The sequence below is a fragment of the Parabacteroides goldsteinii genome (genome assembly GCF_020091425.1).
Lineage (GTDB): Bacteria > Bacteroidota > Bacteroidia > Bacteroidales > Tannerellaceae > Parabacteroides > Parabacteroides goldsteinii.
The window spans coordinates 3,795,245-3,821,908 of record NZ_CP081906.1 but is presented as its reverse complement, the minus strand read 5'-3'; the positions used below and the strand labels follow the sequence as shown (position 1 = coordinate 3,821,908).

Annotated in this window: 27 protein-coding genes and 1 tRNA gene; 18 read left to right on the top strand and 10 right to left on the bottom strand. The window is 41.3% G+C overall.

What is annotated here, in order from left to right:
* Positions 1–118 precede the first annotated feature (118 nt).
* The 7 genes from K6V26_RS16825 to K6V26_RS16795 all read left to right on the top strand — a co-directional run bounded on the left by K6V26_RS16825 (position 119) and on the right by K6V26_RS16795 (position 7,462).
* Complete coding sequence (locus K6V26_RS16825) at positions 119–2,734, top strand: valine--tRNA ligase (RefSeq protein ID WP_224263366.1); 2,616 nt, start codon at positions 119–121, stop codon at positions 2,732–2,734.
* A 149-nt stretch (positions 2,735–2,883) separates the two neighbouring features.
* The gene (locus tag K6V26_RS16820) at positions 2,884–4,332 is read left to right on the top strand and encodes a tetratricopeptide repeat-containing sensor histidine kinase (RefSeq protein WP_224263365.1); all 1,449 of its coding nucleotides are present in this window, start codon (positions 2,884–2,886) and stop codon (positions 4,330–4,332) included.
* Complete coding sequence (locus K6V26_RS16815; protein ID WP_224263364.1) at positions 4,286–4,852, top strand: sensor histidine kinase; 567 nt, start codon at positions 4,286–4,288, stop codon at positions 4,850–4,852. Before K6V26_RS16820 ends, K6V26_RS16815 begins: the two co-directional genes overlap by 47 nt.
* 23 nt (positions 4,853–4,875) lie before the next feature.
* On the top strand, positions 4,876–5,727 hold the full coding sequence (locus tag K6V26_RS16810) for a sugar phosphate isomerase/epimerase family protein (RefSeq protein WP_224263363.1): 852 nt from the start codon (positions 4,876–4,878) through the stop codon (positions 5,725–5,727).
* Between the two features lie 44 nt (positions 5,728–5,771).
* Positions 5,772–6,803 (top strand): DUF6340 family protein, encoded by a 1,032-nt coding sequence (locus K6V26_RS16805; protein WP_007654585.1) that lies wholly within the window; start codon positions 5,772–5,774, stop codon positions 6,801–6,803.
* Between the two features lie 67 nt (positions 6,804–6,870).
* Positions 6,871–7,332: a hypothetical protein gene (locus K6V26_RS16800; RefSeq protein ID WP_046145244.1), complete on the top strand. Its 462-nt coding sequence runs from the start codon at positions 6,871–6,873 to the stop codon at positions 7,330–7,332.
* A gap of 57 nt (positions 7,333–7,389) precedes the next feature.
* Positions 7,390–7,462: transfer RNA gene (locus K6V26_RS16795), tRNA-Thr, on the top strand.
* A 275-nt stretch (positions 7,463–7,737) separates the two neighbouring features.
* Here the strand turns inward: K6V26_RS16795 and K6V26_RS16790 are convergent.
* The 3 genes from K6V26_RS16790 to K6V26_RS16780 form a co-directional block, all read right to left on the bottom strand.
* Positions 7,738–8,676 carry a manganese catalase family protein gene (locus K6V26_RS16790; protein WP_010802120.1) on the bottom strand — a complete coding sequence of 313 codons (939 nt, stop codon included), beginning with the start codon at positions 8,674–8,676 and terminating at the stop codon, positions 7,738–7,740.
* A gap of 194 nt (positions 8,677–8,870) precedes the next feature.
* Positions 8,871–9,167 (bottom strand): YtxH domain-containing protein, encoded by a 297-nt coding sequence (locus tag K6V26_RS16785; RefSeq protein WP_224263362.1) that lies wholly within the window; start codon positions 9,165–9,167, stop codon positions 8,871–8,873.
* A 36-nt stretch (positions 9,168–9,203) separates the two neighbouring features.
* On the bottom strand, positions 9,204–9,461 hold the full coding sequence (locus K6V26_RS16780) for a GlsB/YeaQ/YmgE family stress response membrane protein (protein ID WP_224263361.1): 258 nt from the start codon (positions 9,459–9,461) through the stop codon (positions 9,204–9,206).
* A 557-nt stretch (positions 9,462–10,018) separates the two neighbouring features.
* Between K6V26_RS16780 and K6V26_RS16775 the strand changes: the two genes are divergently transcribed.
* From K6V26_RS16775 to K6V26_RS16745, 7 genes are all read left to right on the top strand, one after another.
* The gene (locus K6V26_RS16775; RefSeq protein WP_122327107.1) at positions 10,019–10,366 is read left to right on the top strand and encodes a DUF6266 family protein; all 348 of its coding nucleotides are present in this window, start codon (positions 10,019–10,021) and stop codon (positions 10,364–10,366) included.
* Positions 10,350–10,655: a hypothetical protein gene (locus K6V26_RS16770; RefSeq protein ID WP_129699234.1), complete on the top strand. Its 306-nt coding sequence runs from the start codon at positions 10,350–10,352 to the stop codon at positions 10,653–10,655. Before K6V26_RS16775 ends, K6V26_RS16770 begins: the two co-directional genes overlap by 17 nt.
* 332 nt (positions 10,656–10,987) lie before the next feature.
* A complete protein-coding gene (locus K6V26_RS16765; protein ID WP_224263360.1) occupies positions 10,988–11,491 on the top strand; it encodes an outer membrane protein in 504 nt (167 codons plus the stop codon).
* A 35-nt stretch (positions 11,492–11,526) separates the two neighbouring features.
* The gene (locus K6V26_RS16760) at positions 11,527–12,699 is read left to right on the top strand and encodes an OmpA family protein (protein WP_224263359.1); all 1,173 of its coding nucleotides are present in this window, start codon (positions 11,527–11,529) and stop codon (positions 12,697–12,699) included.
* 88 nt (positions 12,700–12,787) lie between these two features.
* On the top strand, positions 12,788–13,825 hold the full coding sequence (locus K6V26_RS16755) for a hypothetical protein (RefSeq protein WP_224263358.1): 1,038 nt from the start codon (positions 12,788–12,790) through the stop codon (positions 13,823–13,825).
* A gap of 121 nt (positions 13,826–13,946) precedes the next feature.
* Positions 13,947–15,029 carry a linear amide C-N hydrolase gene (locus K6V26_RS16750; RefSeq protein ID WP_224263357.1) on the top strand — a complete coding sequence of 361 codons (1,083 nt, stop codon included), beginning with the start codon at positions 13,947–13,949 and terminating at the stop codon, positions 15,027–15,029.
* An 81-nt stretch (positions 15,030–15,110) separates the two neighbouring features.
* On the top strand, positions 15,111–15,302 hold the full coding sequence (locus K6V26_RS16745) for a hypothetical protein (protein ID WP_224263356.1): 192 nt from the start codon (positions 15,111–15,113) through the stop codon (positions 15,300–15,302).
* A gap of 104 nt (positions 15,303–15,406) precedes the next feature.
* Here K6V26_RS16745 and K6V26_RS16740 read toward each other — a convergent pair whose 3' ends face one another.
* Both K6V26_RS16740 and K6V26_RS16735 read right to left on the bottom strand, forming a co-directional pair.
* On the bottom strand, positions 15,407–16,618 hold the full coding sequence (locus K6V26_RS16740) for an NAD(P)/FAD-dependent oxidoreductase (RefSeq protein WP_224263355.1): 1,212 nt from the start codon (positions 16,616–16,618) through the stop codon (positions 15,407–15,409).
* Between the two features lie 19 nt (positions 16,619–16,637).
* Positions 16,638–17,003 (bottom strand): hypothetical protein, encoded by a 366-nt coding sequence (locus K6V26_RS16735; RefSeq protein ID WP_046145239.1) that lies wholly within the window; start codon positions 17,001–17,003, stop codon positions 16,638–16,640.
* Between the two features lie 284 nt (positions 17,004–17,287).
* Between K6V26_RS16735 and K6V26_RS16730 the strand changes: the two genes are divergently transcribed.
* From K6V26_RS16730 to K6V26_RS16715, 4 genes are all read left to right on the top strand, one after another.
* On the top strand, positions 17,288–20,194 hold the full coding sequence (locus K6V26_RS16730; protein ID WP_224263354.1) for an ATP-binding cassette domain-containing protein: 2,907 nt from the start codon (positions 17,288–17,290) through the stop codon (positions 20,192–20,194).
* A 126-nt stretch (positions 20,195–20,320) separates the two neighbouring features.
* A complete protein-coding gene (locus K6V26_RS16725; protein WP_010800681.1) occupies positions 20,321–21,274 on the top strand; it encodes an IS110 family RNA-guided transposase in 954 nt (317 codons plus the stop codon).
* On the top strand, positions 21,271–21,579 hold the full coding sequence (locus tag K6V26_RS16720; protein ID WP_007657317.1) for a hypothetical protein: 309 nt from the start codon (positions 21,271–21,273) through the stop codon (positions 21,577–21,579). Before K6V26_RS16725 ends, K6V26_RS16720 begins: the two co-directional genes overlap by 4 nt.
* A gap of 287 nt (positions 21,580–21,866) precedes the next feature.
* A complete protein-coding gene (locus K6V26_RS16715; protein WP_007654557.1) occupies positions 21,867–22,694 on the top strand; it encodes a hypothetical protein in 828 nt (275 codons plus the stop codon).
* A gap of 77 nt (positions 22,695–22,771) precedes the next feature.
* On the opposite strand, the gene K6V26_RS16710 is transcribed toward K6V26_RS16715, so the two are convergent.
* Genes K6V26_RS16710 through K6V26_RS16690 form a run of 5 tightly spaced genes read right to left on the bottom strand, consistent with a single transcriptional unit; the run spans position 22,772 to position 26,630 of the window.
* The gene (locus tag K6V26_RS16710; protein WP_224263353.1) at positions 22,772–23,935 is read right to left on the bottom strand and encodes a PP2C family protein-serine/threonine phosphatase; all 1,164 of its coding nucleotides are present in this window, start codon (positions 23,933–23,935) and stop codon (positions 22,772–22,774) included.
* Positions 23,936–23,949: 14 nt separating this feature from the next.
* A complete protein-coding gene (locus K6V26_RS16705; protein ID WP_224263352.1) occupies positions 23,950–24,786 on the bottom strand; it encodes a sensor histidine kinase in 837 nt (278 codons plus the stop codon).
* Entirely contained in the window at positions 24,779–25,900 is a 1,122-nt protein-coding gene (locus K6V26_RS16700) for a sensor histidine kinase (protein ID WP_224263351.1), read from the bottom strand. The genes K6V26_RS16705 and K6V26_RS16700 overlap by 8 nt, the downstream gene beginning before the upstream one ends.
* A gap of 1 nt (position 25,901) precedes the next feature.
* Positions 25,902–26,309 (bottom strand): ATP-binding protein, encoded by a 408-nt coding sequence (locus tag K6V26_RS16695; RefSeq protein ID WP_007654549.1) that lies wholly within the window; start codon positions 26,307–26,309, stop codon positions 25,902–25,904.
* A gap of 21 nt (positions 26,310–26,330) precedes the next feature.
* Entirely contained in the window at positions 26,331–26,630 is a 300-nt protein-coding gene (locus tag K6V26_RS16690; protein WP_007654542.1) for an STAS domain-containing protein, read from the bottom strand.
* Positions 26,631–26,664: the final 34 nt, after the last annotated feature.

The window sequence follows — 26,664 nt, the reverse complement described above, 5'->3', positions numbered from 1 at the left end:
GTATCCTGATTTTATAAATGGAACATATTATATGATAATATTTTTTGTACCTTTGCAACTCAAAAATAACAGGCTGACTGGCCTGTATTTAATAAGGATATAATTAGAACAAAACAATATGGAAATTGCAAGTAAGTACAACCCTGCCGAAGTAGAGGGAAAGTGGTATCAGTATTGGTTGGATAACGGCTTCTTCAAGTCGAAACCAGATGGCCGTGAGCCGTACACAATCGTCATTCCGCCCCCTAACGTCACCGGCGTACTTCACATGGGGCACATGCTTAACAATACCATTCAGGATATCCTGATCCGCCGTGCCCGCATGCTTGGAAAGAATGCTTGCTGGGTGCCGGGCACCGACCATGCTTCTATCGCTACTGAAGCAAAGGTTGTAAACAGACTGGCTCAGCAGGGAATCAAGAAAACAGACCTGACCCGTGACGAATTTTTGAAACATGCCTGGGAATGGAAAGAAGAACACGGAGGTATTATCCTGAAACAGTTGCGCAAACTGGGTGCATCCTGTGATTGGGACCGTACGGCTTTCACGATGGACGAAAAACGTTCGGAAAGCGTATTGAAAGTATTCGTAGACCTGTTTGAAAAGGGACTGATCTATCGCGGTGTACGTATGGTAAACTGGGATCCGAAAGCTCTGACTGCTCTTTCCGATGAAGAAGTAATTTATAAGGAAGAACATAGTAAATTATATTATCTTCGTTATAAGATCGAAGGCGAAGACGGTTACGCTGTTGTTGCAACCACCCGTCCGGAAACGATCATGGGCGATACTGCCATGTGTATCAATCCGAACGACCCGAAGAACCAGCATTTGAGAGGTAAGAAGGTGATCGTTCCGCTGGTAAACCGCGTGATTCCGGTTATCGAAGACGATTATGTAGATATCGAATTCGGTACAGGTTGTCTGAAGGTAACTCCGGCGCATGATGTAAATGACTATATGCTGGGTGAGAAATACAACTTGCCATCCATCGATATTTTCAACGATAACGGTACATTGAGCGAAGCAGCCGGTTTATATATCGGTATGGATCGTTTCGATGTTCGTGAACAGATCGAGAAAGACCTGGAAGCAGCCGGCCTGCTGGAAAAAGTGGAAGCCTACGAAAACAAGGTCGGTTATTCTGAACGTACAAACGTTCCTATCGAACCGAAGTTGTCTATGCAGTGGTTCCTGAAGATGGAGCATCTGGCGCAGATCGCTTTGGAACCGGTTATGAATGACGAACTTAAATTCTATCCGCCTAAGTTCAAGAATACGTACCGTCACTGGATGGAAAACATCAAGGACTGGTGTATCAGCCGCCAGTTATGGTGGGGACACCGCATCCCGGCTTATTATCTGCCGGAAGGTGGCTATGTAGTAGCTGAGACAGCAGAAAAAGCATTGGAACTGGCAAAAGAGAAGAATCCGGCATTGACTATGGCCGACCTGCGTCAGGACGACGACTGTCTGGATACCTGGTTCTCTTCCTGGTTGTGGCCGATCTCTTTGTTCGACGGTATCAATAATCCGGATAACGAAGAAATCAATTACTACTATCCGACCAGCGACCTGGTGACAGGACCGGATATCATCTTCTTCTGGGTTGCCCGTATGATCATGGCCGGTTATGAGTACCGTAAAGATATGCCGTTCAAGAATGTGTACTTTACCGGTATCGTTCGCGACAAGCTGGGACGTAAGATGTCCAAGTCATTGGGAAACTCTCCCGATCCGTTGCTGCTGATCGAACAGTATGGAGCCGATGGTGTCCGTATGGGGCTGATGATGGCTGCACCTGCCGGAAACGATATTCCTTTCGATGAGGCATTGTGCGAACAGGGACGTAATTTTAATAATAAGATATGGAATGCCTTTCGTCTGATCAAAGGTTGGACGGTAGACGATACGATCGCACAGCCGGAAGCATCGGCAACTGCTGTTAAGTGGTTTAAGATGCAGTTGGACAAGACGATTGCCGAAGTGGACGACCTGTTCAGCAAATACCGTCTGAGTGAGGCAATGATGATGATCTATAAATTGTTCTGGGACGAATTTTCTTCCTGGTATCTGGAAATGATCAAGCCGGGTTATCAGCTGCCGATCGACAAGGCGACTTATGATGCGACTCTTGGTTTCTTCGACGCCTTGCTTCGTTTGCTTCACCCGTTCATGCCGTTCATTACGGAAGAATTGTGGCAGGCATTGGAACCGCGCAAAGAAGATGAAAGTTTGATGGTGGCTTTGATGCCGGAAGTGGCTCCGGTCGATAATGCCTATCTGGATGCTTTTGATGTAGTGAAAGAAATTGTTAGTGGTGTTCGTACTATTCGTTTGCAGAAAAATATTCCGAACAAGGATACATTGGCTTTACAGGTTTTAGGCGATCATAATGATGTTTTCAATCCGGTTATTGCCAAGATGTGTAACCTGTCTGAAATTACAAAGACTGACGATAAAGCGGCCGGTGCTGTTTCTTTCCTGGTTCGTACAACAGAATATGCTGTTCCTCTGGGTAATATGATCAATGTGGAAGAAGAATTGGCAAAACTGGCTGAAGAACTGAAATACCAGCAGGGTTTCCTTGCTTCCGTACAGAAGAAGCTAAGTAACGAAAGTTTTGTAAGCAAAGCTCCGGCTAAAGTGATCGAAATGGAACGTAAGAAACAGGCGGATGCCGAAAGTAAGATCAAGTCGATCGAAGAAAGTATTGCCGCTCTGAAGAAGTAAAAAGCTATTTTTATCCTGTTATAGGTCCCATATTTGTTCTGAATCAGACAAATATGGGACTTTTTATTTTTATCTTTTATTAAAAAGGTATAATCTATTTAATTTTTGCTAACTTGCAGGCCTTGATCTATATGCAAGGTTTGTAAGAAATGAGGGTATTAAGGGGAATACTGTTTATCAGTTTTTGTTTTCTTTGGGGATATTGTACCCCGGAAACATTAAACGCCGCTGAAAAGAATAAAGAAACGTTGTCGCTCGACACTCTTTATACTTTAGCTCGGGAACATGTCCAGCAACAGGTTGGCTTTATGTATACAACTCGTTTGCTGGAAGAGGCACGACGCCAGAAAAATAGCTATCAGGAGGCGAATGCGATGTTCTGTTATGTGCGGTATTATTATTCAAAGAATCCCGACAGTCTGTATTTCTGGATGCAAAAAGCGTTGCCTTTATTTTTGGAACAGAACAGGCTGGTTAAATATTTCAGGATGAAAGCCTGGTATATTTATGTGTTGACTCGTAGTAAGAAGAATGAAGAGGCGCTGAAATATGTCACCTGTTTGAAAGAGGAAGCCGTAACGTTGAAATTCCCGGAAGGAATGGAGATGGCGAATCAGGCCTTAGCTGATTTTTATTTATCTAATAACCTGGAAGAGGAAGGTGTAGCTTTGTATGAGGAGGTTATAAACAGTATGGAGATGAGAAATGCTCCGCTAATCAAGCGTGTCAATATTATCCGGCAGTTGATGAATAAATCTACGAATCTGGAGAAGAAAATGAAGTATACCCATCGGTTGGAAGAGTATATCAAGATTTGTAAAGAGAAAGGAATCGAATGGCTGGATAATGAAAACCCCCTCTATTATTTGGAATATGTGGTGCATCGTCATTATGCAATACTGTATATCGCAGAAGATAAACTCCCGGAAGCTCTGAAACATTTAAAGAAAGCGGAAGAATATATCCGGGAGCATGAGATGTATAGTTATTCAAGTGAATTGCAGACTATTTACGGGGCATATTATAAACAAAGTAAGCAGTATAACAGAGCCTTGGCTGTTTATGATTCTTTATTACCTGTCTGGCGTGAGCGGAGGACGATGCAGGGGTATCTTGAAATGTTGCAGGATAAGGCAGACGTTTTATTTGAAAGCGGAAGGGATAGGGCTGCCTCGTTGGCTTATAAAGAATATGCCTTTTTGAATGACTCCTTGTCCCAGGTTCGTTTCTATCAGGAGCTGGCGGAAATGAAAACACAACATGAGGTGGATAAGTTGGAGTTGAAAAACAGGCAGATGGATCTGGAAGTAGAGCAGGCTCATTCTCATCTGTTGCAGATGGGAGGCGGGGCCGCTTTCCTGTTAATTCTGTGTTGTCTGTTGGGATATATATCGTATAGCCGCCATCGGTATGGTCAACAATTGAAGTTGGCAAAAGAGAAGGCGGAAGAGGCCGACCGGATGAAGTCTGCTTTCCTGGCGAACATGAATCACGAAATACGTACTCCGTTGAATGCTATTGTCGGTTTTTCGCAGGTATTGGTAGATGAGGATGATTTTGGAAACCCGCCAGGAATATGCCGATATTATCCAAAGTAATAATGAATTGCTTCAGCGTCTGATCACGGATGTCCTTGATATTTCCAAGATTGAATCCAATACTATGACGCTCAGTTATGCCGATCATAATTTGCCTGTCCTGATGAAAGAGATATATAATGTAATACAACTCAGGATGCCGGAGAACGTTAAATTGGAATTAAATGAGTGCCCGCCACAACTTTTTTATACCGATCGTAACCGTCTTACGCAAATTCTTACTAACTTGCTGACCAATGCGATTAAGCATACGGAAAAAGGTTTTATCCGGTTTGGTTATGAGGTGACGGAGACTGATGTTATCTTCTCGGTGGAAGATTCGGGTGAAGGTATTCCTGAAGATAAACTGGAGCAGATATTCAGCCGCTTCGTTCAACTGAATGACTGGAGTAAAGGGGTAGGACTGGGGTTAGCAATTTGTAAAGGTCTTATTACGCAAATGGGCGGGACGATCAGTGTCTCTTCCGTGTTTGGTGAAGGCTCTGTTTTTACGGTTGTGTTGCCATTGAAAAAGCCGTAACATATTATTTACATAATTATACCATGGAGAATTCTAGAAGAAAATTTTTTAGACAAGGACTTGCCGGTGCATTATTGTTAGGATCGGCAGGCGTAGTAAAAGCCGGTTTGCCGGACCGGATCATTCCAAAGGCGGCGAAGTCAATAAACCCTTGGCGTTTGGGGATGGCTGGTTATACATTTGTTAATTTTGATTTGGATACTACTCTGAAGACATTGCAGAGACTCGATATTCATTATCTTTGCATTAAGGATTTCCATCTGCCGCTGGATAGTAACGAAGAACAGATCAAGGCATTTCATGAGAAATGTGCTACTCATAATGTTACCGGCTATGCCGTTGGTCCTATATATATGAAGAGTGAAGCGGAGATAGACCGTGGTTTCGAGTATGCGAAACGCGTAGGGGTGAAGTTGATTGTGGGCGTACCCAATTATGAATTGCTTCCTTATGTGGATAAGAAAGTGAAAGAGTATGACTTCCACTATGCGATCCATTTGCATGGACCCGATATTAAAACATATCCGGATGCAACAGATGTATGGGAACATACGAAAGACCTGGATCCGCGTATCGGAATGTGTCTGGATATCGGTCATGACCTGCGTAACGGATGTAACCCGGTTACCGACCTGAAAAAATATCATACCCGTGTGTTTGATATGCATATCAAGGACGTGACGGATTCGTCGAAAGCAGGTGTCGGTATAGAAATCGGTCGTGGAAAGATTGATTTCCCTGCGCTGATGAAAATGATGCGCGAGGTGAACTATACCGGAATGTGCAGCCTTGAATATGAAAAGGATATGAAAGATCCTTTCCTGGGTATAGCTGAATCGATCGGCTATTTCAAGGCGGTGAGTGATATTGTATAATTAGAGGCGCAATCTTTTGCGCCTCCTTCTAATAGTGAAAAGTGATGAGAGTTGCGTATTGTTTATTGAGTGTTTGCTTATTGGCATCCTGTAGTTCTGTTAGCTATGTGGGTATTGATACTTACAACCCTGCCGAAATAACATTTCCGAAAAGTGTAGGAAAGATTCTTGTTGTGAATAACGCTGTACCTCAGCCGGATGATGTCGGGTGTGAGTTCAGTCTGTTTGGTGACAAGGTGGATACTTGTAAGGTGAAAGCCGACAGTGCTCTGTTTGACGTATGTCGCGGCTTGGGCAGGTCGATGGCAGATATGTCCTATTTTAATGACGTTCTTCTCTATCACGATGCAGTCCGCAAAGATGATGTTTATTACGAGGATAAAAAATTGACTCAGGATCAGGTACAGGCATTATGTGACGAAACCGGATCGGATGCTGTGATTTCCCTGGACCGGATGTTGTTTGAGTCCAAGAAAAATGTGGTGGCTTTTGCTGAGGGTTATGTGGAAGGAGAGATCCAGGTGAAAATGTCCGGTGTTGTGCGTGGTTATCTTCCCAACAGGCCGAATCCCTTAGCTACTGTCTATGTGGCTGACAGCCTTTTCTTTATGGAAGACGCACCGAATCTGATCCTTCTCGACAGATATTTACCTTCATCCGAGAATGCTTTACGTGCTTCTGCCGAATACATTGGAGCGAAGGCCAGTCCTAATTTTGTACCTCACTGGAATAGCGAAACGCGCTGGTATTATAATGCTATGGGATCCCGTTGGAAAGAGGCTTCTGCCTATGCGCAATCAGAAAAATGGGATAAGGCTGCTGAACACTGGATGCATCTCTATGAAAAATCAAGCAGTCCGAAAGCCAAAGCCAAAGCTGCTTCCAATCTGGCGTTGGGTAATGAAATGAAGACCAACCTGGACGAGGCCTATGAATGGGCAAATAAATCGTACGAATTATTTAAGAAAAGCGAAGGCGAGGACGGCAAGAATACTAAACTGTTAGCACTTTATGTGGAAGTGTTGCGCAACCGTATCCGTTCCGATAAAAAACTTAACATGCAATTTGGTGAATAATATCATATATTCTCCGAATTATTATTACTTTTGACAGACGATTCGAAAAAAGAATAAAAAGAGAGTTATGAGTGCAAATAATGCAAAGATTCAGTCTGTCCTGGAGACAACATTTACTTCTGCTATCGGTAAGCTGACAGCTGAAGATTCTAACGGCTATTACAGCGATTTATATGTTCAGGCGGATGCTGAAAGCGGAGAACTGCAAATCTATGATGAAGATGAACGGTTACTGGATAAGGTTATCGTTTTTGATTGGGTAGGTTGTCCTTGTGAAGAAGAGCAATTCAATAAACAGGTAGCCAACACCGTAAAATCTGTGCTGACTCTTTTAGTTGCGAAAACTGTTTTTGAAAGTCCCCATATCATGAAACCTTTCTCTGTCAGTCTGACGGATGAGGATTTTGTTGTAATAGAGGAACTTCTCTTCCTCGATGATGAAGTATTACGGGCAGATGATCCGCTGTTGAAAGATTTAGATGCAGATTTAGATGATTTTTTAGCCAAACTTCTTTCAGATGTCGATTAGACTTTTTACCTTTGTGCCCGGATTGAAAAACAAGTAGCAAAAGTAATATATAAAGTTGCCGAAATAGCTCAGTTGGTAGAGCAATTCATTCGTAATGAATAGGTCACGAGTTCGAGTCTCGTTTTCGGCTCTCTTCTTGATTGTGGAAATACATCATTTATGGATAGTTTTCCCGGCGAAATAAGAAAAACTTCGCCGGGAATAATTTTAATTACCTGCAAGTGGTATTACGGTTACTTCTTTGCTGATTTTTTTTCAGAAGTTGAACACTTGCCTTCTTTTGTTTGGGTTTCTTTTTTTGTCCCTTTTGTTTCTACCTGTTTTTTTTCATTCTTCTTGTTCATAATACGGTAACTTTTTAAATGAATAAATATATATTGGGTAACAGCATCTTTCCTGTTACCTTTATTTATCTTGATAACTACACCAACTCATGGCTCCTTCGGGCAAGGATGAAAGAACCTCTTTGCTACGCTCCTTCGCTAGTTTCTTGTCCATTTGTTGTACCTCTTTCTCCGTGCGGTGTGTACCTTTAGGTTTACGGTCGACGAGTCCATTTGTACTTCTTACTTCTTGCAAGGAATCGTCTATGTATTGCCATTCTTCCTTTAAACGTGTACTTTCGCCTTCATTCCATGGTCCACGAGCATCTTTACCTTTGGACAGGTTGAAATACAAATTACTGTATTTGGGGGAGGTTTGAAACACTCCGGGAGGAAAGTTGGGTTGAATTGTCTCCAATGCTGCTTCGAATTGTTGAAAATGGGTTACCTCGCGTGTCATAAGAAACATGAGTGTTTCTTTCACATAGGGGTCATCCGTTAGCGGGATGAGGTTTTCGTATCCTATTTTTGCACGGCATTCTCCTGCCATATTGGAGCGAAGATCTACTGTAAGATCCGCATTAGCGGATACATAGGTAGCGCACCACGGGTTGCCATTACTGTCTGTCAGTGTTGGGCTGCCAGGAGAGGAGACTAGAAATTGCGGATTGGTGAAAGCTTGATGAATGAAATTTTCTTTGGCAGCTTTGCCGTCCATCATCTTATTGATTTCCATGTTTTCTGCCACATCTTTCATTTTGCCGTTTACCGGTCCGAGGAGCATTTGGATGGTTGCACCGACAATTTCGAGATGTCCCAGTTCTTCTGTTGCAATGTCCATCAACATATCATATTTGTCGGGGTGAGGATTATGGCAACTAAAAGCCTGTACGAAATATTGCATTGCCGATTTTAACTCTCCGTTGGCCCCTCCGAATGCTTCAAGGAGGACACGGGCGAAACGTGGATCCGGAGCGGAAACACGAGCATTGTATTGCAAATCTTTTACATGATAAAACATAATTCAAAAGTTTTAATTATACATATAAATATTAGAAGATATACATCTAATAAAAAAATAAGAAGTAGTTTATTTTAGTTGATATAACCTTTTATGAATAGGGAGAATCAACTATGAATAAATAGGATTTTGAATCAATATTGATAGGTGTTGTTTAATGTATTTTAGATACTTTTTTATTTCAAAAATAGGAATTATTTTTTTGCGTTATCGGCAAAGTTATGCACTTTATTTTTGATTTCATCTGCTTTTTCAGCGACCTTGAAAGTGTCGTTGGATACTTTGTCTGCTACTTTTGTTCCCGCATTCATTACTTTCTCTTTTGCGGAATCAATAACATCTTCAGATTTGCTTCCTATTTGATGAAGGTAGTGAGATGCTTTTTCTTTTAATTCTTTTCCTTTTGAAGAACAACTAAAACGGTATGCTATTACACCGATGATTGAACCTAAACCCAGGCCCATCCAAAATTTTGAACGATTTGCTTCCATAAATTTAATAGTTTTAAAAGATGAATAAATAATAGATTAAATATCTGTTTTATGTGGGTCTTTGAACAATGAAACGATCCACAATAACAAGACTGCTCCGATAACCGAAGTGATCAGACTACCCATAATACCGGCAGTTGCAATGCCCAGCAGACCGAATACCCAGCCTCCCAACAGACCGCCGATAATACCAACCAACAAATTAATGAGGATACCGAATCCTCCTCCTCTCATGATCTTTCCGGCAATAAAACCGGCTAAGATTCCGATAAGAATATACCATATAAAATACATGTGAATGAATTTTTTGTACGTTAATATGAAAAGAACTATAAAGTGAATTATCAGTATTGGTACCGTGTCTGACTCACATATTAAAAACACTTCGTATAAAAAAATAGTTCGAGGTAAAAATATGAAATTAACAACTTTTTAATGATTTAATAATGATGTACAGTTATAACTATTTTGAATGTTTTTATCATTGCATACCGCCTCTTCACTTCTTATAACAACTGCGAAAAAAATCGTGTTGAAATCGTATTAACATAAACTGTCGGAAAACGGCCCAGTTGTTAAAGAATTACCTCTCTTTTACCTCCGATTATAGGGAGTGGGGGTAAACGGACCTTTAACGGAGGTTCAACGGAGGTAAGATGGGGTTTTTCTATGTTAAAACAGGTAAGAATAATTATGTTTGTTTAACCGGTTTTGCGTGAACACAATTTTGGGTTATTCAGTAGCTCAAACTTTTTTCCGCCTTCTCTGGTTCTTAAAATAGAGTGCAACCTGACAAGTAGGCGAGACTCCAGATCTCTTAATTTTACTGTTATGGCACTCGGTAATGGATCATGACAAAGATTAGCGGATCGGCTGGCAATTTGACTTACCGCATCCTGGAAGGAAAGCAGGTAATGATGGGACGTATTCAAAAAATGACGAATCCCAAAACTGCTCTCCAAGTGAACCAACGTATTAAATTCCCTAATATCGTCGCGATGTATAGGGCGTTTCACGGATTGCTTAAGGAAAGCTTCGAAAAGAAGCGTAAAGGAAGAAGAAGTAAGGATGTGTCTGATTTCAATCGTTTTATGAGTGCTAATCTGCAAAGTGCACCGGTGTTTCTGACCCAGAGCGAGTCGGCTGCTGGCTATAGCTTCGCTGGTTACGGTGGCAGGAGTTGTGCGAAGTACAGGTGATCATACATTTGCCATCCAGAAAGATGACAAGGTCGTATTGGAAGGCTCACAACTTGGAGGTAATGGATCGGTACAAGTTGTTTATGGGACAACCGATAAAGAATCGGACGAACACAAAGTGACAGACTTGACTGTGGTTACGCGTACGAATAACCGCATCGAGGCTACTGTACCGGAAGAAGCCGCAGGTTATTGTTTTGGTTTCTATGTTATGCCACGCATGGTAGCCGTGTATGTAGGCGAACAGCAAAATCCCGGAACAGGCGGCGACAGGCCGGAGATTGAATGACTCTTATTTATCTACTTTTCCATTGGTATAATGTAATCTAGGGATAGCCCTCTTGTGAAAGAGGGTTATTTTTTTGTTTATGTCTTTTTTTAGTAAAAAACCAACTACTAATGAATCTGAAAAAATCTTAGAACACGAAATTATAATCTTACCAGATAAAACAAAATAAAAAATGCCATTGTTATTTTAATAAACATACATTATTTATTGAAACAATATATTATTTTCTGAATAATGTATTGAATAATAAAATTGTGGCGAATTGAATAATAAAATAGGTGTTTTAGTATTGTTTTAGATGTATTTAATCGTGTAATTAAAAAACTATTCAAATGAAAAAGATTCTTTTTATAGCATTTTTGATGATAACATCCCTTGGTGTATTTGCCCAAAAAGGAGAATTTTCACTGTTGGGAAATTTGGGTTATCAGACAGATTTTAAACGAGTAATGTTGGGCGATCAAGGGCGTTATAATTTGACGGATCATGTACGTTTGGCACCGGATCTGATGTTCTTTTTTCCAAAGGATAAAACAACAGGATTGGATGTGGATGTCAATGCTCACTATGTATTTAATCTGAAAGAAGATCACTTGTCGCTTTATCCTTTGGCGGGGTTTAACTTACAGAATAATTTTCAGGGTAAACGAACTGTAAAAGGAGAAGATGGAGAAGTTACTTTAGATTCTCATAGTTCTACTAATTTCGGTTTTAATGTGGGAGGTGGATTGACTTATAATCTTAACCCGCGCAACTTTCTTAACGTCGAATATAAATATGTCTTTGGTAAAGACAATTCTTCTGTAATTGCATTTGGTTGGGGATATCGCTTCTGATCCCGATTTTTTTTCATCACAAAAATAATCCAATCATGAAAAAGTATTTGTTTATTATGGTGCTTTTTAGCATCATACAAACCTCTTTTGCCCAAACAAAAGAAGGTCAAAGTTTGGAACCGGCTCGTAAAGCAACTTTTATCAATAATGGTTTCTGGGACCATTGGTTCATTGGGGCTGGTGCAGGTGCTAATATATATTTCGGTGACAGGAATAGTGATGCCGACTTTTTCCATCGTTTCACTGTCGCTCCTGAAATTCAGTTTGGTAAATGGATTAATCCTTATTTGGGCACTCGTATCAAGGGTGCGGGGCTGACGAATCTGCATACGTTTAATGACAATGCGACTATTATGTCGCGTAACAGATATGCGAGTGTACAAGCGGATTTAATGTGGAGTATGACTGATTATTTTATGAAGTATAATTCCAAACGCGTGTATAGCTTTGTGCCATACGTAGGATTCGGATGGGCTTTTGGATGGGACTATGCAAATCAACCGGCTTATGCCGGCGGACATACTCGTGTAAACGGTATGACTCTCAATGCTGGTATTGTCAATAATTTTAAATTGTCAGACCGGGTGACTCTTTCTATTGAGTTTGCTGCAACGGCTGTGAAAAGCGAATTTAATCAGGTCAAGAGTAGCGGTAACTACGATATTTTGGGAACTGCTTCGGCTGGTCTGATCTTTAATGTGGGTAAGTCGGCAACTTTTTCGGAAGCCGAGTTGAGGAATCCGCAGGAGGTTGATGAGTTGAACAGTCGTATTAATGAATTGTATGCTCAGAATCAGGAATTGGCAAAACGTCCTATAGATTGCCCGGATTGTCCGGAGCCTGAGGTTATTACTGAGAAAGTGGTTGAATTTGAAGAAAATCCGTTAATTAATAATGTAGTTCTCTTTAAAATCAACCAAACAAAGGTAGATCCTTATCAGGGAGTTAATATTTATAATATTGCACAATATCTGAAAGATAATCCTCAGTTTAAGGTACGTGTGATCGGTTATACGGACCGTAAAACCGGAACAAGCCAGATCAACGAAAAGCTTTCTGCGGAAAGAGCACAAAATGTTGCCCGGATATTGATTAGTGATTATAATATCAATCGCGATAGGGTTATTGTGGAATGGGTTGGCGATAAGGAACCTCCTTTCGATAAACCGGAATGGAATCGCGCCGTGATTCTTTACGTAGAACAATAACGAATAAGGATGAGACCATCCCGTAATGTGTTTAGGAGATGGTCTCTATATTTTTAAGAACAGAGTAATTGATTAAAATTTAAGCATTATGACACGTTTAAATAATTGGGATGAATTGAAAAAAAGAGTTTCCTGGGGTAGTGTATTTGGTGGTGTGGTGACAGTGCTGGCTGTTTCTATTTTATTGTCGGTATTAGGCTCCAGTATCGGATTGTTTATGTTTGACCCATTTGCAGATAATCCGGTTTCGGGTATTGGAACTACGGTTGGTATAGGTACCGCTGTCGCTTTGATTGTCAGCATGATTGCAGGTGGTTTTGTAGCCGGTAAATTAGCAGGAGTAGATGGTTTGATACATGGCTTCCTGGTTTGGGGCACGACACTTATTGTCGGGGCATTTTTCGGCGTTTTACTTACTGTTGGAGCTGCAAAGTTAACTATGAATGCATTAGGAGCTGCATCGTCGGTTGCAGGAGGGGTTATTTCCGGGACTGGCTCGATTGTCGGTAGTGGTGTTTCTGCACTTTCGGATCAAGCGAAAGAATTATTCGGTGGAATTGATTTTAAAGTAGATTTGAAAGATGGAGAGATTCCGAAGGATATCCGTGCGGTGCTTGCAAAAAGCAAAGTGAAAGAGTTGCAACCCGATTATTTGCAGAAGCAACTTGAAAATGTAAAGACCGACTTAGGAAAATCTGTGAAGAAAGCGATTGCTTCTCCTGAAGATGCAGATGAAATTTTTAAAAACTTTCTTACCCGTTTGAAAGAACAAACGAATAATTGGGCTAAAAGTATAGATCGTAATGATTTGGCCAAAGCTTTGGCAAATAATACCAATATGTCAAAAGCTGAAGCCGATAAAGCGATCAAGCAGTATACGGAGATTATGCGTAAGGCATCAACCGAAGCAGACAAACAAATCCGGAATCTGGAACAAAGTTTGGAGAAAGCGACCCAAGAATGGCAGGAAGTGAAACAGAATACATTAGAAGCTGCGGATAAAGCTGCGGATGCTGCCGCGCGATCAGCTCTTATATCTTTCTTTGCCCTGTTGATTGGAGCTGTTTTGTGTTGTTTGGCCGGTGCATACGGAAGCAGAAAAACACAGGAAAGAATCGATATATGATATATCTGCTAAATTATCATTAAATAAAATCTCTCTTTAAGTAGACGGGACGTATCTGTGAAGATGCGCTCCCGTTGATTGCTGGTATTGGTTTTCTTTATAAAAATCAAAAATAAATAGTATGAGAACAAGATTATTTTTATTGTTTCTTGGTATGGCTTTAATATTTAAGTTCCCATTGAAAACAAATGCGTGTACAGGAATTACTTTGAAAAGTGAAAGTGGAACAACAATAGTGGCACGCACGATAGAATGGGGAGGAAGTAATTTGAATAGCCAATACGTGGTGGTTCCACGTGGCTATCAAGCTATATCGTACACACCAGATGGCATTAATGGTATGACTTTTAAAGCCAGATACGGTTATGTCGGATTTGCAGTAGAACAGAAGGAGTTTATAGCAGAAGGTTTGAATGAAGTTGGGCTGTCTGCCGGATTGTTTTATTTTCCGAAATATGGAGAATATGAAAAATATGAAGCTTCTAAAAGAGATATAAGTATCTCCGATCTTCAGTTAGTCTCTTGGTTGTTGGGGGAGTGTGCAAGTGTAGATGATATAAAAGAGGCTATAAGTAAGGTTAGGATTATCAGTTTAGATCCCCAAATTTCAACAGTTCATTGGAGATTTGCCGATATTTCGGGGCGTCAGCTTGTGCTTGAAATAATAGGAGGAGAACCTCGTTTTTATGAAAATACATTAGGAGTCTTGACTAATTCTCCTGGGTTTGACTGGCAATTGACCAATCTTAATAACTATGTGAATTTGTTTCCTGGGGCGGCACCAGGGCAATCTTTAGGAGTACTCCGTTTGTCTCCTTTTGGTTCTGGAAGCGGTTTTCTGGGAATACCAGGTGATGTGACTCCGCCATCCCGTTTTGTACGTGCAGCTTTTTATCAGACTTCGGCACCCAGACAGAAAACGGCTCTAGATGTGGTTTTTCAGGCTTTTCAGATATTAAATAGTTTTGATATTCCGATAGGAATAGAAGTTGCTACGGGAGAAGTTGCAGCCGATATACCAAGTGCAACGCAATGGACTTCAGTTACTGATATGCAAAATCGTATAGTTTATTTCCGTACTATGTATAATAGCGCAATCCGGAGTATAGATCTGAACACGATAGATTTTTCTTCTGTTCAATATCATGCAAAACCTTTGGACAGAAGTAAACAGCAACCGGTAGAGTCTATTATGGTTAAGTAGGGAAATGTAGGAATTTTTGGTGAATACGTTTAATAACATATTGAACTTGAATTGTTTTAATATAAAAAGTGTGGAATAGGTATGGTTTGTTTAGCAATATGGTTTATAGGCTTGGTTTTGGCTTTAAAAGCTGCACTTAGAATCTGGAATCTTAATGCTCCTAGAAGAAAAAGGCTGATAGCTGTTATATTGATAGTCTTTACCAGTTGGGTAGGATTGTTATTTTATGATTTTTATGGTAGGAGCAGATTTCCGGTGTGGTTAAACCACTAAGTGAAAAATGTAAATTTTTCCAGATGATTTGACATTATTTTAGGAGGAATGAGAGTGATCTCTGTTCCTCCTTCTCTTATTTGTTAGATATTGGTTTGTGGCGTTTAGAGGATACGTTCGAAACCAAATATATCTTTGCGTTCGTCCTTTATTCCTTGTAGGGTATTACGTATGATCTGTGCACCAATCATACTGAATGTGATACCATTACCTCCGTATCCTAGATCGAAAAATATATGTTTCGTTCCCGGCCATGTACCAATAAAAGGAAGTCCGTCTTTTGTTGTACTGAATGTACCGCACCAAGCCATTTCTGTTTTGAAAGGTACAGAAGGTAATAGCTTGTGAAATTTCTTTTCAAGTATTTCCGTTTTTTTTCGAAGCAGTTCATCTCTTGCTTCTGGATCGTTGAATTCTTCATCCTCTCCTCCTATGATAATGCGGTTACCGCTAGTCCTTACATATATATAAGGTTCTTCAGTTTCCCAGATGAGGCAATGTTTCGTCCATAAGTCTTTAGGGTCGATAGGGTGAGAGATAAGCGCGTAAGTAGAAGTTAACTTCATTACTTTCTTGGGTAGAAACTCTCCTGCTTCAAAACCGGCCGCGATGATTACATATTTGCATTGAATGATTGAGCCTTCCTTTGTTTTCAGTCGACAGCCTTCAGATATTTCTTTACATGACGTTACTTCTGTGTGGGTGAATATCTGTAAATGATCTTTTTGCATGTGATACCAGAGGAGTTGTGTCGCCGCTTTATACGCATCAATCTGTGCTGATTGATCATTGAGTAACGCTCCCGCATAGGTTTTCAGTTTATATTTCCTATAAAGTTCTTCCTTGTTTAATAGTTTTGTTGGAAGTCTGTGTTGTTTGCGTATTTTATATTCACGTTCGATAAGTTTCACGCCTTTTTCATTACTGGCATAGAAAATGCTGGGTAGCCATTCAAAATCGGCATCAATACCTGTTTCTTTTAAAACAGCCTCAATATCTGATATCGATTGAAGGCAAGAACGGTAAGCAGTTACCGCTTTTTTTTCACCGATTTGTTTTACCATTCGGCAAAGTGGAACATCAATTTCGTATTGTAGTAATGCCGTACTGGCAGCAGAACTTCCTGTGGCAATACTCCGTTTGTCCACAACGCAACATTTCAGTCCTATTCGGCATAGTTCGTGTGCCATGAGAGCACCGGTAATACCGGCACCAATAATTACTATATCTGTTTCCAGATCCTTTTTCAAAGGATTAAAATAATCAAATAGAGGATTTTTAATTATCCAATAGGGTAATCCTGAATGTAAGTCCATTGTAATAAGTTTTTTATTTTTATATTTTTTCTACTTTATGTTTTATCTTATCTGTTCCCTTTCGGTTTTCTTTCTTAGTTTCATACAAAGTGTTTTTTAATTTGTCTGCCTCGTGTTCCACTTTTTCTATGGCATTATCCAAGGCTTTGTTTATATCGATCTTATTTTGTTTTTTATTGCTGCATGACAACGAAAGAAAACTAAACAAGCAAATTGTAGCTAATAAAAGTGTATGCTTGATTTTAACTTTTGATTTGCGTGAAAAGAAATATAATCCGATTCCAACAAATACAATCAGACCTTGAATGAATTTATTATTTCCAAATCTCTTCCTGTTCTCCAATATGGGAGTGGATTTCTTTACTGTGTTACTTTTTGTTTTCATACCATTTCTATATAAGTTAAACTTTTATGTATTTAGTTCCTGTTTCTTTTAGAAAACAGTATGAGAATATTTTTTGGTTGATAGTCTTAAGAAAACTGAAGAATATTTTTGAGAATTGTTTTATTGTTCTATAAAAAGGAATAAAAACAAATAACATTCTTTCTTTTATAAGAAATATAATTGTTTATATATTTGGATATTTTGGGGGATTAGTGTAAGTTTTTTCTTTGTTTCATATTTTTAATTTTATCTTTGTAAGATAATTCTTTATTATCTGTGAATATATGAATGAGACCATTCTGAACGGTTTGTTGAATCTGTTTGCTGTTTTTGCTTCGGCTGTACGTATCGAAGAACAACAGGCGAGCCGTGCAGTTCATTTCTATTTGTCCAGTCATTTCGGTGTCCGTTCCCATAAAGAGTATATTGAGTTATACAGTGAGTTGCGCAGCATGTACGATGATCCGCTTTTTCCTGTAGATAAGGAGAATGTGATCCGCAATATCTGTGAACAGATGAAGGTGAAGCTGGTGGCGGAAGAACAGCTGCTTCTTCTGGTCCGCTTTGTGGAGTTCGCCTATTCGAACTCGGAAGAGTTTGAAAATCATTTGCCACTCTTTCATCTGGTGGCTGATATTTTTGCTATTCCGCAAGAAGAGTTTGACGATATACTTGCTTTTATTACCGGAAAACCCTCTTCTTCTTTATTGACTATCAGTGGAGAGGATGCCGCCATAGGGAATCGTATCACCCGTAAAGGGATGGACGGTTTTATTCGTGTACTCTTTATCCGGCGGTTTGACAAGCAAATCTTTACTTACTATGGCTCAGGTGTCGTTTTCATGAACGATATTCCTTTGTCGCCGGGTATCTTTTATGCCTGGCAGCATAGTAGTGTGTTGAAAGGACCGTTGTTTCTTCCGGTTTATTACAGTGATCTGCTGACCGTATATAATAAGAATGAACGGAAGGAAGCTATATTTCTGAACGGTAGAGATTTGAATTTTACTTTTAAGAATAGTACCAACGGTTTGCATAACTTTTCTTTTAACCTGGAATCGGGCCAGTTGGTCGCGATAATGGGAGGAAGCGGAGTCGGTAAATCTACTTTGTTGGGTATCATGAACGGGAATATCCGTCCCGATGAGGGTAGTATTACGGTGAACGGCTACCCGTTGGATGCCCCCGAAGCCCGTCAGTTGATCGGTTTTGTTCCGCAGGACGACTTGTTGATAGAAGAACTTACTGTGTATCAGAACCTCTGGTTCACGGCACGTCTCTGTTTTGCCCGTCTTTCGGATCAGGAAATCAAAGCGCGGGTCGAAAATGTATTGAAAGAATTGGATCTGGAAGGGATAAAAGACCTGGAAGTCGGTTCCCCCATCCGTAAAACGATCAGCGGGGGACAGCGGAAACGGTTGAATATAGCCCTTGAACTGATCCGTGAACCGGCTATCCTGTATCTGGACGAGCCGACCTCCGGTTTATCTTCATCCGACTCCGAGAAAGTTATCATGTTGCTGAAAGAACAGACGCACCGGGGGAAGCTGGTCGTTGTCAATATCCACCAGCCATCGTCTGAAATCTATAAATTATTCGACCGTCTCTGGTTACTGGACCGGGGAGGTTATCCCATTTATGACGGAAATCCGATCGAAGCGATTATTTATTTCAAACAAGCGGCGAAATATACCGATCCGGATATCAGCGTTTGCAGTACCTGCGGGAATGTGAATCCGGAACTGATTCTGAATATTATCGACTCGAAGAAGATCGACGACTCCGGAAACCAGACGAACATCCGGAAGTTTACACCTGAAGAATGGCACGAGAAATATATTTCGTCGCGTCCGTCCTATACACCGGTTGAGGAGAAGGAACTGCCTGACAGCAAGCAGAAAAAACCGACCTGGTTCAAACAGTTTTGTATTTTCCTGGAACGGAATATCCGGACAAAACTGGTTAATAAGCAATATCTGGCAATTACGTTGCTCGAAGCTCCGTTGCTGGCGCTGATCGTTGCCTTGCTTACCCGGTATGTCGATGGTGACGAATATACTTTGCTGGCTAACAAGAATTTTGTGTCTTATATCTTTATGTCGGTTATTGTGGTCACCTTTATGGGGTTAAGTATAAGTGCCGAAGAGATTATAAAAGACCGGCCTGCCCTGAAGCGAGAACATTTCCTCCGGTTAAGTCGTAGCAGCTATCTTACATCTAAAATGGTTTACCTGCTGGGAGTATCCGGACTTCAGTCCTTACTTTTTATTTTAGTGGGAAATACGATCATAGGAGTAGGATGGGAGATGTTTGGTGTTTGGTGGAGTATCCTTTGGGCAACCTCTTTCCTAGCCAATCTGACGGGACTGATGTTATCACAGTCGATGAACTCTGTCGTTGCGATCTATATAACTATTCCTCTTCTATTGATCCCGCAGATATTGCTTTGCGGATTGGTTATCAAGTTTGATGATTTGAATACCAGTGCCTCAAAGGAAAATAAGGTCCCGTTGATCGGTGATATTATCCCTTCGCGCTGGGCTTTTGAGACCTTGATGGTAGAGCAATTTGCCGATAATGCTTACAATCAGGCTTACTTTCCGATAGAGAGGGAAAAATATCTGGCGCAGTATTATGAAAATATACATTCGAAAGAAGTGCGTCGCCTGGCTGAACAACTGGAGGGAAAAGATGATCCGGACAAACGTCTGACGGTAGAAAATGAACTTGCCGTATTGGGACGTGCCGCCCGTATCGCTTCCCGCAATGAAGGTGAAACTTACTTGTCGTATCTGGATAAGGTAGATTCAGCGTTGCACGAACGCGCTCATAACTTTACGGCCTATCTGGATCAGGTACAGGAAAAGGATATACGCGAAAAAGGGGCTGAATGGGTAACCGAACAGAAGAAAAAGTATCATAATTCGGCTATCGAAGACCTGGTTATGGGAGCCGGTGGCCGTAACTTTTATAAAGAGCACGGGCATCGCATCTATCCGGCCGTCGGTCAGATTTATATTGTTCCGGATAATCCGTTTGGCAGGGCTCCTTTCTATTCTTATGAGAAAAAACTGGGCAGTATGTTAATTTCTACCTATAATTTTAATTTATTGATTATAGGTTTCTTTGCATTATTAGCTATTATCGCTATATTCGCAGAGTTTCCGGGACGTTTCCTGAAAGAAGAATAAAAAAGCTGGAATATAAATTATTAAATAAAGTAACATGAAACATCCATGAAATAAATTTCGTCCAAGAGCATGTAAATAGGGGGGTATTGTTTACTTTAGTGTCATTCACTCGAAAAAACGAATGCAATGAAAACAGTACCTTTTGAACAAGTCATCCTCCGGGGTTGTGGAATAGATGTCCACAAGGACATGGTAGTTGCTACGATAAGTGGCGAAGGTCTCAAAACTGAAACCCGCAGTTACAAGACCTTCAGTAGTTCTTTGACAGAATTAAAAGAATGGTTATTATCCAGTGGCATTACGCATGTAGCCATGGAAAGTACCGGTGTTTACTGGAAGCCGGTCTATAAGATTCTTGAATGTCCTGATATGAAAGTCTGGATCGTGAACGCACGGCACATCAAGTATGTTCCCGGGCACAAAACGGATAAAAAGGATAGTGCCTGGATTTGCAAACTGCTTTTAGCAGGTTTGTTGAAACCGAGTTATATCCCGGAGCGTGAACAACGTGAGCTTCGTGATTTAACCCGTTACCGTAACAAGTTGATCCAGCATGTATCTTCTGAGAAAAACCGTATTGTTCGTATCCTGGAAGATTGTAACATCAAACTTTCCAGCGTGGTGTGCAGCCTGGACGGAGTCGTGGCGAACAAGCTGATAGATATGTTGATCGATAAGGGTCATGTAACAATGGATGACATAACTTGCATCTATCATAAAAAACTTGAAGCCAGTCCGGAACTTCTTTATCAGGCTTGTGAAGGCTTTATAGAACCGCATCACATCTATATGTTGCAGACCATCCGTAAAGATATGGAACAGACGAAAGCCATCATAGCTGACCTTACCTGCCGTATAAAAGAGGTTTTATCTCCTTATGAGAATGTGATGGAACTCTTGCAGAAGATCCCCGGACTTAGCCGGAAAACGGTTGAAGACCTGATAGCAGAGATAGGTGTGGATATGGAAGCCTTTCCAACCGAAAAGCACCTGGCTTCGTGGGCCGGTGTCTGTCCTGGCAATAACGAGAGCGCAGGTAAAAAAAAAGTGGTAGAACCACCCATGGCAACAAACAGTTGAAAGCCGTAATCACGGAGGCTGCGTGGGCAGCCACCCGTACCAAGAACACCTTTTACAGTGCACGTTATCACCGTTTAGCCGCCCGTCGAGGGAAAAAGAGGGCTTTAGTAGCAGTAGGACACTCGATCCTGAAATCGGTATGGCATGTACTGAAAGAGGCTTGTGAGTATAAGGAACTCGGTGCGGAATATCTCAACCAAAGGATGGAGCAGAAACGGAAAAATTACTTGAAGAAAGAGCTGGAAGCACTTGGCTATAAAGTTAAAATCAGCCGTGATGATGGTCCAATCCCAGAAGTAGGTTAAAAACATAGAGAAGGTCGATTTTTACTGGCTTGTTGTCGTAAGAAACAGCAAGAGGTCGCTCATGAAACTGATCTCAACTGCTAAGCGGTCAAGACTGCGAGTCCTTTAACGCGTGTATGAAATTTTTTTTCTTAGCTGTTGTAAAATTATAAAATGCCCAAAGATAATAGCCAACCGCATTTGTATCTATACAAGTGCTCTCTTTTGTTTTGTCTGAACTCTAAAAAAATCAATTTATTAATGGTTTAAACGGCTCTCTTGAGATAGGGAGCGCAATTTATTTACATATGAAAAAGAGTGTATTAAGCGTGCTTGCAATAGCCGCATTAATGGTGGGCATGATTTCCTGCAACGGAGCTAAAAAATCAAATGAAGCCGAAAAGACGGAAGAAGCTGCCGTTATAGCAGGTAAAGCGCCGAAAGATTTGTTAACTGAAGAAGTAAAACAGGAAACTGTTAAATTCCTGGCTGATATGCCGGAGTCAGAAATTCCTTATCGTTTGTCCAGCGGTGAAGTTCAGGTAAAAGTGGGTGATTTAACTTATATGCTGCCTGTTGCTAAAGCTGCTGAACTAAGTACTGCTACACAAAAAGCGCGTGCACTCGGTATGTATATGGCTGATTACAATGTGTTGAAAGCGATCGGTCAGCCTACAGCAGAAGTAGAAGGAGCCATTGTAAAACTGGCTACAGATCTGAATGTTTCTTTTGTACTCGATATCCTGAAAGAGGAAGCTCCGAAAGATGCAACCAAAGAACAGTTGCAGGCTTTCATGAATGCACAGGAAGATAAGATCATCGACAAGATGGCTGCCGAAAACAAGATTGATGTACAGATTGAAATCTTAGGTGCCTCTTCTGCTGAATATGCTTGTCTGCTTGCTAACCCGACATTGGTTATCAAAGGGGATGCTACATCTGCCGGACTTTCTGATAATATGCTGAAACGTGTGACTATGCTGGAAGAAGTAGTAGCCGACCTGGCTTCTTATTATCCAGACCTGCAACAGCTGGGTACAACTATCAGCCCGTTGAAGGAAAAAGTCGGAACTATCCAGGATGCCAGAGCTGCTAATGCAGAGATCATGGGTATCCGTGATGCTTTACTGAAATAAGTACATATATATAATGTATATAAAAAAGGAGATGTTCCGACCGGGGCATCTCCTTTTTACTATTCTGTGGAAGTCTTTTATCCCTGATAGGTAATAGACAACAAGGTGATATCATCCGATTGTACGGCTCCTACAACGAATTTTCCTACCGTTTCCGTTATTCTGTCTACAATTTCTTTGGGACTCTTTCCGATCAACTCCCGGCAGTTTTCCAGCAAACGTTTTTCGCTGTACTGTTCGTGGTAGGTATTCATCGCTTCTGTTATTCCGTCCGTATAGAGCAGCAGGTTGTCGCCGGGCGATAACTGCAAAGTCTTTTCGTGATAAGTCATGTTTTCTACGCCGCCCAATATAAAGTCGTTTGTGAGCGGGACTGATACAACCGCGTTATCTGCCTTCATTAGAACCGGAGGATTGTGACCGGCATTACAATATGTAACAAGACCGGTATTCAGGTTCAGTATTCCGTAAAATGCTGTTACGAACATTTCATTTACATTTTCCTGGCAAAGGAACGTATTTGAGCGTTGCATGCACATGGCTGCCGAGTTTTCCGTCAGTGCAATTGTCCGGATAACAGTCCGGCTGATCGCCATAAAGATGGCAGCCGGGACACCTTTGCCGGCAACGTCTGCAATAACAAATCCCAAACGGTCCTGGTCTATGCGGAAGAAATCGTAGAAGTCGCCTCCCACATATTTTGCCGCATTCATATAGGCATAGATATCGAACGTTTTCAGTTCGGGAAACGGAGGAAATGTTTTCGGCAGGATCGTTTGCTGAATCTCCTGGGCGATGTGAAGGTCGTTACGGATGGATTCCAGTTGCGAATGTTCCTGTTGTGCTTTTTTGATGAATGATATTTGTTCGGCTGCCTTTTCGATCGTACGTTCCAGGTCTTCCAGATTGATCGGTTTGGTCGTGAAGTCGAATGCTCCCTGGTTCATGGCACTACGGATATTGTCCATATCTCCGTAGGCTGAAACCATGATGCATTTTAGAGCCGGATTTTGCATTTCGTTGATTTTGGCAAGCAAGGTCAGTCCGTCCATTTCCGGCATATTGATGTCACTTAGTATCACATCGAAATCCGGTTGGACAAGCATCAGTTGAAGTGCTTCCAGTCCGTTGTGCGCAAAATAGAATTCATATTCTCCTTTCTTTATCTTGCGACGGAAATATTGGGTAAGCAACCTTTCCAGGTCTAATTCATCGTCTACACTTAATATTTTTATAGCCATGACTTTTGTCTCTGTTATTGTTGGATAGGAATAGAAATGGTAAAACGGGTATATTCGCCGGGGCGTGAATCCATCCCGATCGTACCGTTATGTTTTTGTTCGATAATCGATTTAGTGATCGACAATCCGAGGCCGGTGCCTTCACCGATCGGTTTTGTCGTGAAGAAAGGCGTATAGAGTTTCTTTTTTGTCTCTTCCGAAATTCCTTGTCCGTTGTCTTCTATGCTCAGGTTTATACGGTCACCCTCTTTTTTCAGGCATATCCTGATGGTTGGCTGATAGGTCGCATCGGCTATCTCTTTCGACTTGCTGAACACGGCGTAGCAGGCATTGTTCATCAGGTTGAGTATGGCGCGGCTGAAATCCTGCGGAATAACTTTTACCAATGGCAGGTCGTCGGCATACTCTTCCTGTATCGCGACATTGAAACTTTTGTTGTTTGCCTTGACTGCATGGTAAGAAAGCCATACATATTCTTTGGTCAGCTGATGCAGGTCGGTCGGGATATATTCGTCGTCTTTGCCGCGTGAATAAAGCAGGATGCCGCGCACAATTCCCGAAGCCCGGTTGCCGTTCTCCTCTATCTTGTTCATATTACCTTCCAGGTCAGACATGATCTCTTTGATCTCTTCGACTGAGTCTTCCGGTAATGCGTCCCCGAGTTCATCCAGGACTTCCTGCATATCTTTTAGTAACTTCTGCGAAACTTTGCTGAAATTGATCACGAAATTAAGAGGATTCTGTATCTCATGTGCAATGCCGGCACTCAATAAGCCGAGTGAAGCCATCTTCTCCTGCTGGCTGATCTGTTTCCTCAGCTTCTCAATTTCTTTTTGGGTGTTCTCATTCATTGTTAATCCTTTTTTGACTGATAGGAATTGTAATTAAGAATTCAGTATAGTTATCCTTCTCGCTTTTCGCCAGGATCGAACCCTGGTGGTTGAGGATAACTTCACGGCAGAGATACAACCCGACACCGGCTGCTTCGGCAGAAGGTTTGGTTGTAAAGAATGGTTCGAATATCTTGTCCTTGATACTGTCTTCGATACCGATCCCGTTGTCATAGATACTGATAAATACAGTATTGTTGCTTCTTTCTTCCAGTTTTATAGTGATAAAAGGAGAGAAACTTTGTTTTTGCAGTTTACGGAGCAATGCATAAATACTGTTTTTAAGAATGCTGCCCAGCGCCTTGTTCATCTGTTCGATATTAATTTCAGCCATAACCGGCTTTTCGGGGCATTCTATATGTATCTGTATCTGATTTTCTTCAATTTCTTTTTTGAATAGCTTGTTAAGGACATCGACGTTTACTTTGCACAGGTCGCACAGGTCGGTCGAAGTCACATCGCCGTGCCGGTCTTTCAACAGGTCTTCCATCGCTTTGACAATGCGGACGGTGTTGCAACCATGTTCATTGATCTTTTGCAGGTTGCCTTCTATCATGTCGAGTATTTCGATGCTGTCTTCATAGATTTCTTTCGTCATGACATATTGTTCGTCCGTGATGTTGTCTTTCAGGTCTTTGATCAGGTTAGCCGACAGGCCGGCAAAGTTATTGATGTAGTTCACCGGATTCAGGATACGGTCCACCAACCCTTGTGTAAGTTGCCCTACAGTAGCCAGCTTCTCTTTTCGAACCAGTTCGTCCTGTGCCTTGGCAAGGGCATCCAGCGCTTGCGACAACTTTTCGGATTCTTTCAGTACCTGATCCCGCTGGATACGGAGTTCGATGGTACGTTCTTCCACTATTTTGGCCAGATATTCTTTTTGTTTCAGCTTCTTCCGTAGGCGTCCTTTTAATATATAAAGAACGATCTGCACAACCAGCATGATGCCGGGAACAGACTCCCAGTCATAGTAGAAACCCGCAATAATGAGTATCCAACCTGCCAGCGTCAGTTTTTCTATGATGCGCAGCTGTCTTTTGAGGGAAGCTATCTCTTTTATATCGAAGTCGGCCATATTACTGAATTTCTTTGGTCATTGTTAATCTATTCTTTCCTTCGGAACGGTCGTATCTGACATCTGTCATCAGTTGTTTTACCAGAAAGATGCCTAGTCCGCCGATCGGACGTTCTTCCAATGGAAGTGTAATATCCGGTTCCCGCGTTTCCAAAGGATTAAATGGGATGCCGTTGTCGGTTATGACTATTTTCAATAGTCCGTCGTCGCACCCCATATCAATGCCTATATCTCCTTCCATACCGGGATATGCATATTGAATAACATTTGTTACAGCCTCATCCATCGCCAGCTTTATCTGCATCAGCAGTGCTGTGTCAATTCCGCAACTCTTGGCCTGTATTTCCAGAAAATCATACAGGAGCGCAAGTTGTTCCGGATTATTCTTAATGTGTAGTGTGCTGGTCATTCTACCGGAGTTTGAATCTTGTTATTCAATGGTAAGAAAAGAAGAGAAACCTGTTATTTTGAATATCTCCATAATGCTGTCCTGGATATTCCTCAATACAAATGTTCCGCCTTTCTGGCCCATCTTTTTTTGCAGAATGAGAAGCAAGCGAAGTCCGGCACTGCTGATATATGTGAGTTTTCCACCGTCAAGCACCACGTTTTGCGCATTACCTTCAAGTATATTGGTAATCTCTTTTTCCAGATCGGGCGAACTGAGTGTATCCAGCTGTCCGGAAAGACAGATTACTGTCTCTGTTCCGTGCTTTATTTCTATTTCCATATATCTTTTTGTTTTCTATTTGAGCAAATGTAAA